Below are 13,749 nucleotides of genomic sequence, written 5' to 3'. Positions count from 1 at the left end.
AGGCTTTTCTTCTAAGATTTTTAGTTATGTAAGCTTGAAAATAGTCCGTTTAGTTCTAACGATTGTAAGAGAAAATGTGTTAAAATATTCCGAAAAAAGGAGTGGTGAACCATGGAAAAAGTAGTAAAAGCGATTCAAGACGAATATCCGGATGATTTTGCATGGTGTTACGGTTGCGGCCGATTAAATCAAGACGGCTATCATTTTCGGACAGGATGGCTAGGAGAAAAAACAATTACCCTTTATACACCTAAGCCTGAACATACAGCTATACCAGGATTTGTATATGGCGGACTTCTTGCATCACTGATTGATTGTCATGGAACAGGCTCTGCATCTCTTGCTCTATACCGTAAAAATGGCTGCGAAATAGGAGATTCAGCAGAGCCGCCGCGGTTTGTTACCGGTTCTCTCCACGTAGATTTTAAAAAACCAACGCCACAGGGTGAAGTACTAAAAGCGATAGGAACCGTTGAAGAAATTCACCCGAAGAAATGGAGAGTTAAAACAGAAGTATACGCGAATGACATTATTGTTGCGACCGGAGAAGTTGTGGCAGTTGTTATGCCAAATACGTTTAAACGCCAAGAAGACTAAAAAATGCAAAACAGTTACATAAAAGGGGAGGAAAAGGTATGGGTAAATGTAATTTAGACCACTCGTTAGAAGATGTACATCAGAAGTTTAATTCGCAGTCACAGTGGCTGCCAGAAGATATTCGTTCATTATTTCATGAGTTTCTCGTGCGAAACCCTTCGCAAACAACATTAAACGAGATGTTTCATTTGCTGAAGAAATATGATTTAGTTGATGAACAAGAAAGAAAAGAGCGAGATCGAAAAATCAAATGGCTGATATTAAATAAAGAAGATACGAAGATTTAATTTTTTAAGTGACATAGATTTAGCCAGGTGAAGTTATTTGAAACATGTACAAAAAGAGGATGGAACACGAATATTTTAGTTAAAGGAAGGTCCGAACAATGTATCATTCGGATCTTTCCATTGTTTTAGTTATGTCTCAATCTCTTTTTATAGATTAGAAATAATCTAGGGTAATTATAAAACTACCACCACTTAAACCCATCTTCTTCTAACAAATGCTTTGAAGCTGTTGGTCCCATTGTACCAGCAGAGTAAAAATGAAGAGGAAAGCCCTCATTGTTAAAAGCTTCTAAAATAGGCTGCACCCATTTCCAAGATAATTCAACTTCTTCCCAATGAGCAAAAAATGTGGAGTCTCCCTGTAGAGCATCAAATAACAGCAGTTCATAAGCTTCTGGTACTTCTTTTTGATTTGTGGAGAAATTGATAAAAATAGGTTCGATTTTATTGCCATTCAAAGGATTTTTGCTGTTTAATTGCAGCGAAATACCTTCATTTGGGCTGATTTCGACAACTAAAAGGTTAGGAATGATTTCATCGGCTGTATAAACCTCCTTTAAAGGATGTTTAAATTCAATGACGATACGCGTGCATTTTTTACTCATTCTTTTTCCCGTGCGAAGATAGAAAGGCACTCCTTTCCAAAGCTCATGATCAATCCATACCCGGACTGCTATAAATGTGTCATTGACGGAAGCAGCATTGATGCCGGGCTCTTCTTTATATCCTATAACGGAACAATTTTGGATTTTTCCCGCTTCGTATTGACCTCTTATGACGTTCGAATGGATAACCTCTTTTTGTAGAGGGCGAAGGCTTTTCATAATTTTTATCTTTTGTTGGCGAGTCTTTGCGATGTTAAGTGTCTTTGGCAGCTGCATGGCAGTCATCATAAGCATTTGAAGCATATGGTTTTGGAACATATCCCTAATTGCACCGGACTGATCATAGTAAGGCGCTCTTTCTTCTACACCAACTGTTTCACTAGCTGTAATTTGGACATTTGCAACGTAGTGATGATTCCATAGTGCTTGTAAAATAGGGTTTGCAGCTGCTAGAGCCTCCAAATTTTGAATCATTGGTTTTCCCAGATAGTGGTCGATACGATAAATCTCTTCTTCATTGAACGTTTCAGTAAGCTTTTGATTTAACACTTGAGCAGATTGTAAATCGTGTCCGAAAGGCTTTTCGATAATAAGACGTTTCAAGCCTTTTGTAGATCCTAATCCGCCGCTATTTATATTTGAAGCAATAACGTCTACAAATTCAGGAGCCACTGATAAATAGAAAAGACGATTTTCAGGAATATTTAATTCTGCTTCACCTTCTTGAATAGCATGCAGCAACTGGTCATATCCATCACTGTTGGTAACATCCATTTTATGATAGCGAACTGTCTTAAGAAATTCTTTTATCTTGGATTCACCTTGGCTAAAGCGCCTTGAAAAAGTCTTTACGGATTCTCCTACATATATTTGAAAGGCATCATTAGACCAGTTGCTTCTACCCGTACCAATAATAGAAAAGGAAGAAGGCAGCTTTTTATCTAAAAATAAATTATATAACGCAGGAAAAATTTTTCTTTTAGCTAAATCTCCTGTTGCTCCAAATAAGATAAAGGTCATGGAATCCACTTCTAACGCTTGTGGTAAATGAGACTTGAGACAATTATCACGTGAACGAGCTACGCTGTCCAATTGATCTCCTCCTTTATTTTAACGGTCTATTGCAGTGAATATAGTCTTTTACCATCTTTACAGATTACAGTATAGCAGGTACAATTTTCCTTTATAAGTAGACACTTTATTTTCATATAGTGTCTAAAACTATACTATTACACATAAAAAGGGAGGAAAAAGGATTGAGCAGACTTTTTAGCAAAACGTTTAACTGTGAAAAGGAATTAACGTTGACGATTATTGGAGGCAAGTGGAAAATGTTGATTATGTGGCATCTAGGAAAAGAAGGAACAAAGCGATTTGGTGAGTTAAAATCTATGATGCCGGGAATTACTCAGCGAATGTTAGTAAGTCAGCTGCGAGAATTAGAAGAAGATCAAATCGTTCACCGAAAAGTCTATCCGGTTGTACCTCCAAAAGTTGAATATTCCTTGACTGAGCACGGGAGAAGCTTGATGCCCATTCTTGAAAGCATGGACGAGTGGGGAAAAAATTATATGGAAACCTTTATAGAACCTGAAATGAATAACTCCACACATATGGGATAAAATCTTTTCTTGAGAAGGTTACAAAAACGCCTTTATTATTCAGAATTTTCTAAAATAAATACAAGTGATAAGATACACCGAAGCATCCATAGTATATTTTTAGTGACTATATGTTTTAAAAGTGCCTACTTTTTTTTTGAAAGTAACGGTTTTACAATGAATTCATGCTAGGCAACCCCATTTAATGAAGGAGTGAAGCAGGTATGGAACTTCAATTAGCATTGGATCTTGTAAATATTTCAGAGGCAAAAGAAGTAGTGCAGGAGGTTCAAGAGTATATCGATATTGTAGAAATTGGTACTCCGGTTGTGATTAACGAAGGGCTAAAAGCAGTCAAAGAAATCAAGGAAGCATTTCCGTCTTTAAAGGTATTAGCTGATTTGAAAATTATGGATGCAGGTGCTTATGAAGTCATGAAAGCTTCTGAAGCGGGTGCTAGTATTATTACCATTCTTGGTGCTACTGACGATTCGACTATAAAAGGCGCTGTAGAAGAGGCCAAAAAACAAGGAACACAAATTCTTGTCGATATGATTAATGTAAAAAACCTTGAACAACGTGCAAAAGAAGTCGATGCACTCGGTGTTGACTATATTTGTGTACACACAGGGTATGATCTTCAAGCTGAAGGAGAGACTCCGTTTGAGCAGCTTCAAACGATTAAACGAGTTGTGAAAAATGCAAAAACAGCGGTGGCAGGAGGTATTAAACTGAATACGCTTCCTGAAGTCGTGCAGTCACAGCCGGATCTTGTGATTGTAGGCGGGGGGATTACAAGTGAAAAAGACAAAAGAAACGTTGCGGAAGAAATGAAAAAAGTAGTCAAACAGGCAACTTTGGTCTAAAAATAAGCAAAAGTATTTAAGCCTTCAAAATTAATTAATCGGTAAATGGTTTAAAAAGAAGATAGCTAAGTTATTTTAGCTATCTTCTTTCCGTCATTTTTGGTATAACCATTCATTGATAAGTGTCATTTTGACAGATAGATAGTTTCTTTAAAATTCGTTATTCGAAAGAAAAAAACGGCGATTTTTCTGGTATTTTAAAGTTAAGAAAGCGTTATCCGAACATTAGCGGAAGAAAGGGCAAAAAAATCTATGTCACACTTTTTAACAAAATACTTTGAAAATTATGAATATTAAAAATATAATTAACTATCGACAATATTTAACATCTCCAAACCAAAAAAGGAGGGAGATATAAAGTGATGGAACATAAGAAAATAGTAGTGATAGGAGCTGGAATTGTCGGGTGCAGCATTGCCTACTATTTAAGTAAAATGGGGCAACGAAACATAACAGTGATTGAGCAAGGCCCTTTGCTAGAAACAGGAGGATCTACCTCTCACGCTCCGGGGCTTGTATTTCAGCTTAGCTTTTCAAAAATCCTGACAACACTAGCTTCTCAAACAGTCGAGACCTTTAAAGAGTTGAGTACAGATGAACAGCGCTCGTTTTATCCTGTCGGCAGTTTAGAAGTTGCCCGTACACCAGAGCGATTAGAAGATCTAAAGAGAAAGGCTGGTGTTGCCAGCTCATGGGGAATCGAAGCTTTTCTTCTTTCACCGCAGGAATGCGCGGAAAAAAATTCGTTGATTTGTCCTGATCGTATTTGCGGAGGTCTCTATGTTCCGTCAGACGGTATTGCTAAACCTTTGCATGCCGTTGATAAAATGACTCGTTTTTCTAAAGAGTGCGGAGTAGAGTTTTACGGTCATACAGAAGTGACGGATATTGAAGTGACAAAGGGTCAAGTAAAAGCAGTGTACACAAGTGTCGGGAAATTCGAAGCAGATGTAATCGTATGCTGTGCTGGATTTTGGGGACCTCGCATCGGAGAAATGGTCGGTGTAACGATCCCTCTTCAGCCAATGGCTCATCAATATGTGTTTACAAATGATTTATTTGAGTTGAACGGAGAAACGGAAGAAGCCGCCACTCCTCTTATTCGAGATCAAGATAATTCAATTTATTTTCGTCAAGTAGAAAAAGGGCTTGGGATTGGATCATATCAGCATGAGCCGTTTCCAGTCGAACTCAGTGATATTACAAAATACGGAGAAACAAAAGAAATGCCTTCTGTTAAACCTTTTACACCAAAAGATTTTGAAAAACCGTGGGAAGATTCAATAGAGTTAATTCCGGCATTAAAACAAACGGGAATAAAAAAAGGAATGAACGGCATTTTTTCATTCACGCCCGATGGTATGCCGCTGCTTGGTGAATCACAAACGATACAGGGATTTTGGGTAGCAGAAGCTATATGGGTAACGCACTCTGCAGGTGTCGCAAAACAAATGGCTGAATGGATGATGAATGGTGCGCCGACTGTGGATTTAGAGCTATGCGACATTAATCGTTTCGATACGTATGCATGCAGCCCTGCTTATTACAAACAGCGGTCTATTGAAGAGTATGAAGAGGTTTATAGTATTCACCATCCATTTATGCAGCGAAAAGTATCGCGAAACATGCGCGTGAGTCCATTTTATATGCGTCAACAAGAACTGAAAGCTTATTTTAATGAAAAAGCAGGATGGGAGCAGCCCCAGTGGTATGAAGCTAACTATCCGCTTATATCTACTTATGAAAAGATGATGGTAATAAGAAATGGATGGGCTGCTGAATATTGGTCACCAATTATTGAAGCTGAACATTTGCATACTCGTCAGCACGCAGCTCTTTACGATACAACGGCAGCAAAGAAAAGGTTAGAAATTAAAGGAGAAGGAGCTCTCCAGTTTTTACAGAAGCTAACGACAGGAAATATAGACATTGCAGTAGATCAAAGCATACGCACGTGTATGTTGCATGAGCGAGGCGGCATAAAAGATCAAATAACGGTTATTCGCAAAAATATATCCACTTTCTTGATTGTTTGTACGGGAGCTGTAGAAGCAAGCTGGATTCAAAAACACGTGCCACACAGCGATCAAGTTGTTTTTCAAGATGTAACGTCAGGGACATGCAGTTTAGCATTAATTGGCCCTAAAGCTACAGGAGTAATGAAGTCCATGGTTCAACGCTCAGACCTTGGCAACACTTGGATTGAAGGGCAAGCGAAAACGCTGTTTATCGAAAATGTTTCAGTCCTTGCTCTGCGTGATTCCTGCGGGGGAATGGAGAGCTGGGAATTAATTACGACTTCCGATCAAGGTCTGAATTTATGGGATTTATTAATGGAAGAAGGACAGCCTTATCAGCTGATTGCTGGGGGAGACCGAGCTCTTGAAAACCTTCGAATTGAATCTTTTTCGTTAAAAAGCGGGAAAGACTTTTGGAGCGAACATCATCCATATGAAGTCGATCTTCATGAAATGGTTGATTTGACAAAACCAGTTTTTATTGGAAAAGAGGCATTGCTTGATCGTCAGCGAAAAGATTCTGAAACAGTATTAGCGACGCTCGTATTAGATGATCCTTCAGCGATAGTAATGGGATATGAACCGGTCTTTTATGGAGAAACGGCCCTCGGATTTGTGACAAGTGCTGGCTATTCATACAGCTTAGGCAAAGGAATTGTACACACCTTATTATCTCAAGCTGTAAATGAAGAAATGGTTTTAGAAGTTGAATACTTTGGTCAGCGTTATAAAGCAGCAATGATGACACACTCCCCAGCGGTAGTTTAATTGATCAATCGAAAGGCAGGAGGAATGCAGATGTCAACACATTATGATGTCATTATTATCGGATTAGGAGCTATGGGGAGTACGGCTGCTTATCAGCTCGCCAAAAAAGGGCAGCGGGTATTGGGGTTAGAACAATACGGTCCTGCTCATGATCTAGGATCGAGTCACGGCGGTTCTAGAATTATTCGGCAGTCGTATTTTGAAGACCCTGCTTATGTTCCATTGTTGCTTCGCGCCTACGAATTGTGGAATGAAATTGAAAGAGAAAGCGGTCAAGAAATTCTTACGGTTACCGGTGGACTTATGATGGGACCTCCTGATAGCTTGACGGTTTCTGGAAGCATCGAAAGCTCTAAACAGTGGAATCTTGCGTATGAGATTCTAGAAGCAAAGGATATTTACAAACGGTTTCCGGTATTTACACCTTCACCTGCTACGGTTGCTCTATATGAAGAAAAAGCTGGATTCGTTAGGCCGGAAGCAAGCGTATATACTCACCTTCTTCAAGCAGAAAAATACGGAGCTGAGCTTCATTTTTTTGAAGAAGTGGTGTCGTGGGAAGCCCATCCTTCTGGTGAAGGCGTGCGTGTTGTAACAGCTAATGGAATATATGAAGCTGGAAAAATCATTATTTCTGCAGGCGCCTGGGCACCCGATTTATTACGGGAATTAGGTGTTAGCTTACAAGTAGAGCGTCATGTGCAAATGTTTTTTGAACCAACACAAGGAATAGACGTTTTTTCAGTGGGAAAACAGCCGATTTATATTTGGGAAGCAGATGATTATGTACAGTTGTATGGTTTCCCTTCTTTTGGATTAAAGGCTGAAGGAGCAAAAGTGGCGTTTTTCCGAAAAGGAACGGCGTGTACGCCGGAAACGATTGATCGAAATATATATGAAGATGAAGTGAACATGATGCGGCACTATCTAGCTCAAGGTCTTCCGCAGCTCAACGGTCGGTTTTTACAAGGGAAAACGTGCATGTATACCAATACACCAGATGAACATTTTGTCATTTCGCTGCATCCTGAATATCCTCAAGTAGCAATTGCAGCGGGATTTTCCGGACATGGTTTTAAGTTTGCAAGCGTAGTAGGAGAGATTTTAGCAGATTTAGTGACAGAGGGAAAAACCAATCACCCAATTGATTTGTTTGCTCCGCAGCGATTTGCGGCGAACAAAATAGTATAAATCGTCGTCAGCTCTTGCGAATGGTTCTATTTAAATGTTTCTAAAGAAGCGAAGGAGGAATAGCAGATGGTTATGGAACATGGTTTAGTAAATGATAATGGGAGACTTGAGCCCACGTTGAAAGGAGAGCTGTATACATCTTCGGACATTTTTAAGTTAGAAAAAGATCATATATTTTCTAAATCATGGAGTTTAGTTGCATTTGAATACGAAATAGCAGAACCAGGACAATATATTACAACGAGAGTTGAAGGCGAAAATATTTTAATTACTAGAGGAAAAGACCATATACTGCGAGGATTTTTAAACGTATGTCGGCATCGAGGAGCTAAGCTGTGCAGCCAAGCATCCGGTAAAGCAGGGGTCATTCGCTGTCCGTATCATTCGTGGAGCTATAGCTTAGATGGTGATTTAGTAGGTGTTCCTAACACAAGCCACTGTCGAGAAGAACTCGTGCATAACGAAAGTTACGGACTAACATCCGTTCACATTGAAGTGTGGCACGGCATGGTTTGGGTTAATTTATCAGACAATCCGATATCTGTTGAATATCAGCTAGACGCACAAATTTTTGATCGTTTTGGAGAGCTTTATACGTTTGCTAGGTATGAAATTCAAAATTTAAAATCCGCTCATCGTGAAGAGTACGAAGTCGAGGCAAACTGGAAGCTTATTGTAGAAAACTTTCAAGAATGTTATCACTGTTCCTCTATTCACCCTGAGCTTACGGCAACGCTCCCTGAATTTCGTTCGGGAGTCGGCACTCAAAATTCAGTAGGCGGTGGAGCTAAGTTTGGCAATGAGTTAGAAGGTTTTTCAATTAGCGGGAAAGGAAGCCGTCCTATGTTAAAAGGGTTGCTTCCTGAAGATGACCGCACGTATTTTGGCATTACCGTTCTGCCGCTTGTATTTATCAACTTAACACCAGATCACGTTATTATTCATCGTATTATTCCAATCAGTGCAGAAAAGTCCAAAGTAATTTGCGAATGGTTATTCGACCCGGAAGAAATGGCTAAGCCTGATTTTGACCCAAAAGATGCCGTGGAATTATTTCACCGCGTTAATTTACAAGATTTTGAAGCGTGTGAGTGGTGTCAAGAAAATATGAGCTCAAAATCTTATAAAGAAGGAGGGATTTTAGTACCTATCGAACAGCACGTTTCGCATTTTTACAATTATGTATTAGAAGCAATCGGTATGAAGGTCGAATAGTAAATAGAAGCGGTCTGGCACATTATCTCGGTGTGCCAGACCATCTCTAACAATCTACTTTAAAAATAAGGGGGAAATAAATTGAGTACAAGCTCTAAACTAACAGAACCCATTATCCGCGTTACCGATGTTTCAAAAGTGTTTGGCCGTCAAAAAGAACAGGCTCTTAAGCTGAGAGAGTCTGGACAAAGTAAATATGAAGTCGAACAAGCTACTAAGACAACCGTTGCTATTTACAATGCTCATTTCGAAGTGAAAAAGGGAGAAACCTTTGTGTTAATTGGATTATCAGGAAGCGGTAAATCTACTTTACTTCGATGTTTGAACGGACTTATAGAACCAACAGAAGGGACGGTATATCTAGAAAATACAGATATTTCTCATATGCCAAAAAGACAGCTTCAGCAAGTACGAAGAAATAAAATTGGAATGGTATTCCAAAATGTAGGCCTTCTTCCAAACCGCACCGTAATTGACAATATTACGTTCGGTCTAGAAATTCAAGGCGTATCAGCAAGCGAAAGGGAAAAGCGAGGGAAAGAGGCGCTTGAAATGGTGGGGTTAAATGGACAAGCTTATAAAAGAATTTATGAATTATCAGGAGGTATGCAGCAGCGGGTTGGATTAGCGAGAGCCCTTGCTTCTGAACAAGAGATTTTGCTGATGGATGAGCCTTTTTCGGCGTTAGATCCTCTTATTCGAAGAGATATGCAAAAGCTATTTCTTGATATTCAAGGAGAAGTACAAAAAACAGTTATCTTTGTAACGCATGATCTAGATGAAGCATTAACTTTAGGGCACCGGGCTGCCGTAATGAAAGACGGAGAGATTGTACAGCTTGGAACGGCTGAAGATATTTTAAGTCAACCCGCAACCGATTATGTAAAACTGCTTGTTCAAGACGTTAATTACGGCAAAATCCGCCTTGCTAAAGACGCTGTTATTCCGGTAGAAACGGCTGCCTATGAGTATGAATCACCACAAGTTATATTAAGAAGAATGAGAACCAATCATTTATCTACGATTTTTGTTCTTGATAGTTCTGACCGCTTATTAGGTATGATGAGCATCTATACAGTGATGGAGCTTATTGAAGCTCATAAGCATGATTTAAAAGGAAAAGCATTGACACAGCCGCATTGCGTCAATCCTGATATGTCTTTACAAGAAATGATTCCTCTATTTACAGACAGTCATTCGCCTGTAGTCATTGTTGATAATCATCATCGCCTACAAGGTATGATTTCCCCGAGCACTCTTATTGCAAATCTCACTGAACGTATTGCAGTGACCGAGCAGCAAGAAGTTAAATCATATCAAGTGGAGGTTCGATAAATATGATGGTGAATGCTGCGATGATTCCTCGTATTCCTTTAGATAAATGGGCAAATTCATTTGTTGATTACATGATTGATAGTTTTTCAGGTGTATTTACTGGAATCAACCAGATAATGACCAGTTTAATCAGCAGCCTTGAATGGGCATTGACAGCCTCTCCTCCGCTAGTAACTGTCCTTGTTTTTGTTCTATTAGCGCTATGGTTGACAGATTGGAAGATAGCTGCATTTACGTGTTTTGGGTTACTTCTTATTATTAGCTTGGATTTATGGGAAGCATCAATGCTGACCTTATCTCTCGTTTTAGCTTCTACGATTATCTCACTTTTATTCGGCGTTCCTTTAGGCATATTATCACACCGCTTTAACAAAGTGGGGGCAGTCATAAAGCCTATTCTTGATATTATGCAAACGATGCCTGCTTTTGTTTACTTAATTCCTTCCGTACTTTTATTTGGATTAGGGAATGTTACAGCTCTTATTGCTACGTTTATTTTCGCAATGCCGCCTGCCGTTCGTCTGACGCTGCTTGGGCTTCAGCAAGTTCCGCACACCACTTTAGAAGCAGCGGAAGCTTTTGGAGCGACAGAATGGCAAAAATTAATTAAAGTCCAGCTGCCGCTCGCTTTGCCTATGATTATGTCGGGTGTAAACCAAGTTATTATGCTATCACTTTCGATGGTTGTTATTTCTTCCATGGTCGGTGCGGGAGGCCTAGGTGCAGAGGTATTACGAAGCATCAGTATGCTGGATGTAGGCTTAGGGTTTATCGGTGGGATTGCGGTTGTTATTATTGCCGTTATCTTAGATCGTTTAACGCATCTTTCTACTCGAAAAAGCCAAGATATTCAATCAAGCAAATAAAATGGATAAAGGTGGGATTAGATGAAACATTCAAAAAAAATTTCTTTTATTATGCTAACAATCGTCGTCATGCTGCTTGTCTCTGCATGCGGAAATAGCAATACGGCAAGCGGCACGACGACTAAAAAAGAAATTACAATTGGGTACATACCATGGGACGAAGCCGTAGCCGTTACGTTTTTATGGAAGGAATTATTAGAGGAAAAAGGCTATAAAGTTAAAGCAGTTCAAAGTGACGTAGCCCCGCTTTTCTCAGGAGTTGCTCAAGGAAATATTGATTTATTTTTGGATGTATGGATGCCTACTACCCATAGTTCTTACATGAAAAGATTCGGAAAACAAGTAGACGTTCTCGGCACTTGGTACGATCAAGCAGACAGCGGATTAGCCGTTCCCGACTATGTAGACGCGCAGTCGATAGGTGATTTAAAAAATAAGAAAGGGGAGTTTAACGGAAAGATTATTAGCATTGAACCGGGATCTGGAATCAATGGTCTTACGAAAGACCATGCCATGCCCAGCTATGGGTTAACAGACTGGAATTTAGTAGAGAGCAGTACAGCTGCGATGCTATCGGAATTGGATAAAGCCATTGCTAATAAAGAACCTATTGTTGTTACGTTATGGCGCCCGCACTGGGCTTTTGAAAAGTATAATCTCAGATACTTAAAAGATCCCAAAAATACGATGAATCCAACTGGACCTGAGAAAATACAGTCAATCAGTAAAAAAGCTTTTAAGGAAGATTATCCAGAAGCAGCAAAGTGGCTTAAAGATTTTTCGATTAGCGCTGATCAATTGGCATCATTAGAATCAGAAATTAACAGTGCAAAAGACGAAACAAAAGGCGTGAAAAACTGGATTTCTAAAAATAAGAAAGTGACGGAAAGCTGGGTAAAGTAATAAAAAGGCTGTCTCTTAGGCAAGTTATTGACTAAGAGGCATTTTTTTGTGGTGATATACCTATTTTTGTATAAAGCTTATCTCTTTTATGGAAATGGGCATCCTACATTAAAAGGATGGTGAAAGGCAGTGGTAATCGATAGAATCTGTACAATCGGACCTGTTAGTAATAAGAAAGATGTACTAGAGAGACTGTTGGAAAAAGGAATGACAATTGCTCGGCTGAATTTATCTCATGGGTCGCATGAAAGTCATAAAACAATTATAGATACGTTAAGATCTTTAAATTCCTCTATTCAAATTTTAGGAGATTTACAAGGTCCTAAAATTAGACTTGGAGTGATAAAGTCAAAAGAAATAGTGTTAAAAGAAGGCGCATCTTTTATTTTATATACAGAGCAGATGTCAGGAAATGAAAAAGGAGCCAGCGTTGACTATAAGGGTATCGTGAAGGATGTTCAAACAGGAAGCAAAATCTTAATCAATGACGGTCAAGTAGAACTGGCTGTTGAAGGAGTAGAAGAAGATACACTTGTCACAAAGGTAAAAAAGGGCGGATCTATTTCGTCTCATAAAGGCGTGAATTTGCCAGGTGCTCGCGTCGGTTTGCCGGCCATTACTGAAAAAGACAAAAAAGACATCGTATTCTTATTGAAAGAAAAAGTAGATTTTCTTGCTTGTTCGTTCGTAAGAACCCCTGAACATTTAAAAGACATTAAAGATTTTATCCATTTAAAACATCTAAATGCACCAAAGCTGATTGCGAAAGTGGAAACAATGGAAGCTATAGAAAATTTCAAGCAAATATGTGAAGAAGGCGATGGAATTATGATTGCACGAGGAGATTTAGGGGTAGAGCTACCGTATGAATGGATTCCTTTGCTCCAAAAAATATTAATTCATGAATGCAGCTTGCACGATAAATATGTGATCACCGCGACACAAATGCTTCAATCAATGGTGAGCAGCGCAATTCCTACAAGAGCCGAGGTGACGGATGTGTTTCAGGCAGTACTGGACGGCACGAATGCAGTGATGCTTTCTGCTGAAACAGCAGCTGGGAAATATCCGATTGAAAGCATGGAAACACTTTATAAAGTATCACATCTTGCTGAAACGCTTCAAAATAAAAGAGTTGCGAGCTCCGCAGAGATTTTGGCAATGTTAAAGAGCTCGAGATAAAAAGTACAGCAAGTAGATATGTAAGTTTAAAAAATATATTTAAATTAAAAAAAGTGGCAATGTTTTCTGCTATCCAAGTACAATTCAATTAATGAATGCTTTGCATTTTGCATATAAGTATTTATACCTATGTTGTCATAATTTATGTGATTCCCCAAAGCATAAATTACTTTTCATTACCTTATTGTGTACAAATATATTATGAGATAAGCCCATGCTTGTACAGGCATGGGCTTATCTTTATATAGCGTTTTAAAACGTCAATTTCTAATTGGGGAATTAATCTTCACCTCTTGCACAATAAATATTCTTCTG

12 protein-coding genes are annotated in these 13,749 nt (G+C 39.0%); 11 read left to right on the top strand and 1 reads right to left on the bottom strand.

The window, feature by feature from the left end; translation table 11 throughout:
- Positions 1-111 precede the first annotated feature (111 nt).
- Positions 112-597, top strand: coding sequence for a PaaI family thioesterase (locus tag ACH6EI_RS16885; protein ID WP_098113433.1), 486 nt, complete (start codon positions 112-114; stop codon positions 595-597).
- A gap of 38 nt (positions 598-635) precedes the next feature.
- Positions 636-884: a hypothetical protein gene (locus ACH6EI_RS16880; protein WP_028413972.1), complete on the top strand. Its 249-nt coding sequence runs from the start codon at positions 636-638 to the stop codon at positions 882-884.
- Between the two features lie 182 nt (positions 885-1,066).
- Here ACH6EI_RS16880 and zwf read toward each other — a convergent pair whose 3' ends face one another.
- Positions 1,067-2,581, bottom strand: a complete 1,515-nt coding sequence (gene zwf, locus ACH6EI_RS16875; protein WP_081732887.1) for a glucose-6-phosphate dehydrogenase — start codon at positions 2,579-2,581, stop codon at positions 1,067-1,069.
- Between the two features lie 164 nt (positions 2,582-2,745).
- On the opposite strand from zwf, the gene ACH6EI_RS16870 reads away from it, so the two are divergent.
- The 9 genes from ACH6EI_RS16870 to ACH6EI_RS16830 all read left to right on the top strand — a co-directional run bounded on the left by ACH6EI_RS16870 (position 2,746) and on the right by ACH6EI_RS16830 (position 13,434).
- Positions 2,746-3,111: a winged helix-turn-helix transcriptional regulator gene (locus ACH6EI_RS16870; protein WP_014460848.1), complete on the top strand. Its 366-nt coding sequence runs from the start codon at positions 2,746-2,748 to the stop codon at positions 3,109-3,111.
- Positions 3,112-3,314: 203 nt separating this feature from the next.
- Positions 3,315-3,956 carry a 3-hexulose-6-phosphate synthase gene (gene hxlA, locus ACH6EI_RS16865; protein WP_013056245.1) on the top strand — a complete coding sequence of 214 codons (642 nt, stop codon included), beginning with the start codon at positions 3,315-3,317 and terminating at the stop codon, positions 3,954-3,956.
- A 362-nt stretch (positions 3,957-4,318) separates the two neighbouring features.
- A complete protein-coding gene (locus ACH6EI_RS16860) occupies positions 4,319-6,742 on the top strand; it encodes a GcvT family protein (RefSeq protein WP_226313322.1) in 2,424 nt (807 codons plus the stop codon).
- 30 nt (positions 6,743-6,772) lie between these two features.
- The gene (gene solA / locus ACH6EI_RS16855) at positions 6,773-7,933 is read left to right on the top strand and encodes an N-methyl-L-tryptophan oxidase (protein WP_028413969.1); all 1,161 of its coding nucleotides are present in this window, start codon (positions 6,773-6,775) and stop codon (positions 7,931-7,933) included.
- Between the two features lie 66 nt (positions 7,934-7,999).
- The gene (locus ACH6EI_RS16850) at positions 8,000-9,148 is read left to right on the top strand and encodes an aromatic ring-hydroxylating oxygenase subunit alpha (RefSeq protein WP_047751332.1); all 1,149 of its coding nucleotides are present in this window, start codon (positions 8,000-8,002) and stop codon (positions 9,146-9,148) included.
- 81 nt (positions 9,149-9,229) lie between these two features.
- Positions 9,230-10,483 carry a quaternary amine ABC transporter ATP-binding protein gene (locus ACH6EI_RS16845; protein ID WP_028413967.1) on the top strand — a complete coding sequence of 418 codons (1,254 nt, stop codon included), beginning with the start codon at positions 9,230-9,232 and terminating at the stop codon, positions 10,481-10,483.
- Positions 10,484-10,485: 2 nt separating this feature from the next.
- Positions 10,486-11,349, top strand: a complete 864-nt coding sequence (locus ACH6EI_RS16840) for an ABC transporter permease (protein WP_028413966.1) — start codon at positions 10,486-10,488, stop codon at positions 11,347-11,349.
- Positions 11,350-11,370: 21 nt separating this feature from the next.
- Entirely contained in the window at positions 11,371-12,252 is an 882-nt protein-coding gene (locus ACH6EI_RS16835) for a glycine betaine ABC transporter substrate-binding protein (protein WP_028413965.1), read from the top strand.
- Between the two features lie 129 nt (positions 12,253-12,381).
- A complete protein-coding gene (locus ACH6EI_RS16830; RefSeq protein ID WP_028413964.1) occupies positions 12,382-13,434 on the top strand; it encodes a pyruvate kinase in 1,053 nt (350 codons plus the stop codon).
- Positions 13,435-13,749 lie beyond the last annotated feature (315 nt).

This window comes from Priestia sp. JSM ZJ58 (assembly GCF_044383985.1).
Classification (GTDB): domain Bacteria; phylum Bacillota; class Bacilli; order Bacillales; family Bacillaceae_H; genus Priestia; species Priestia zanthoxyli.
This window is presented reverse-complemented; position numbering and strand designations above follow the sequence as displayed.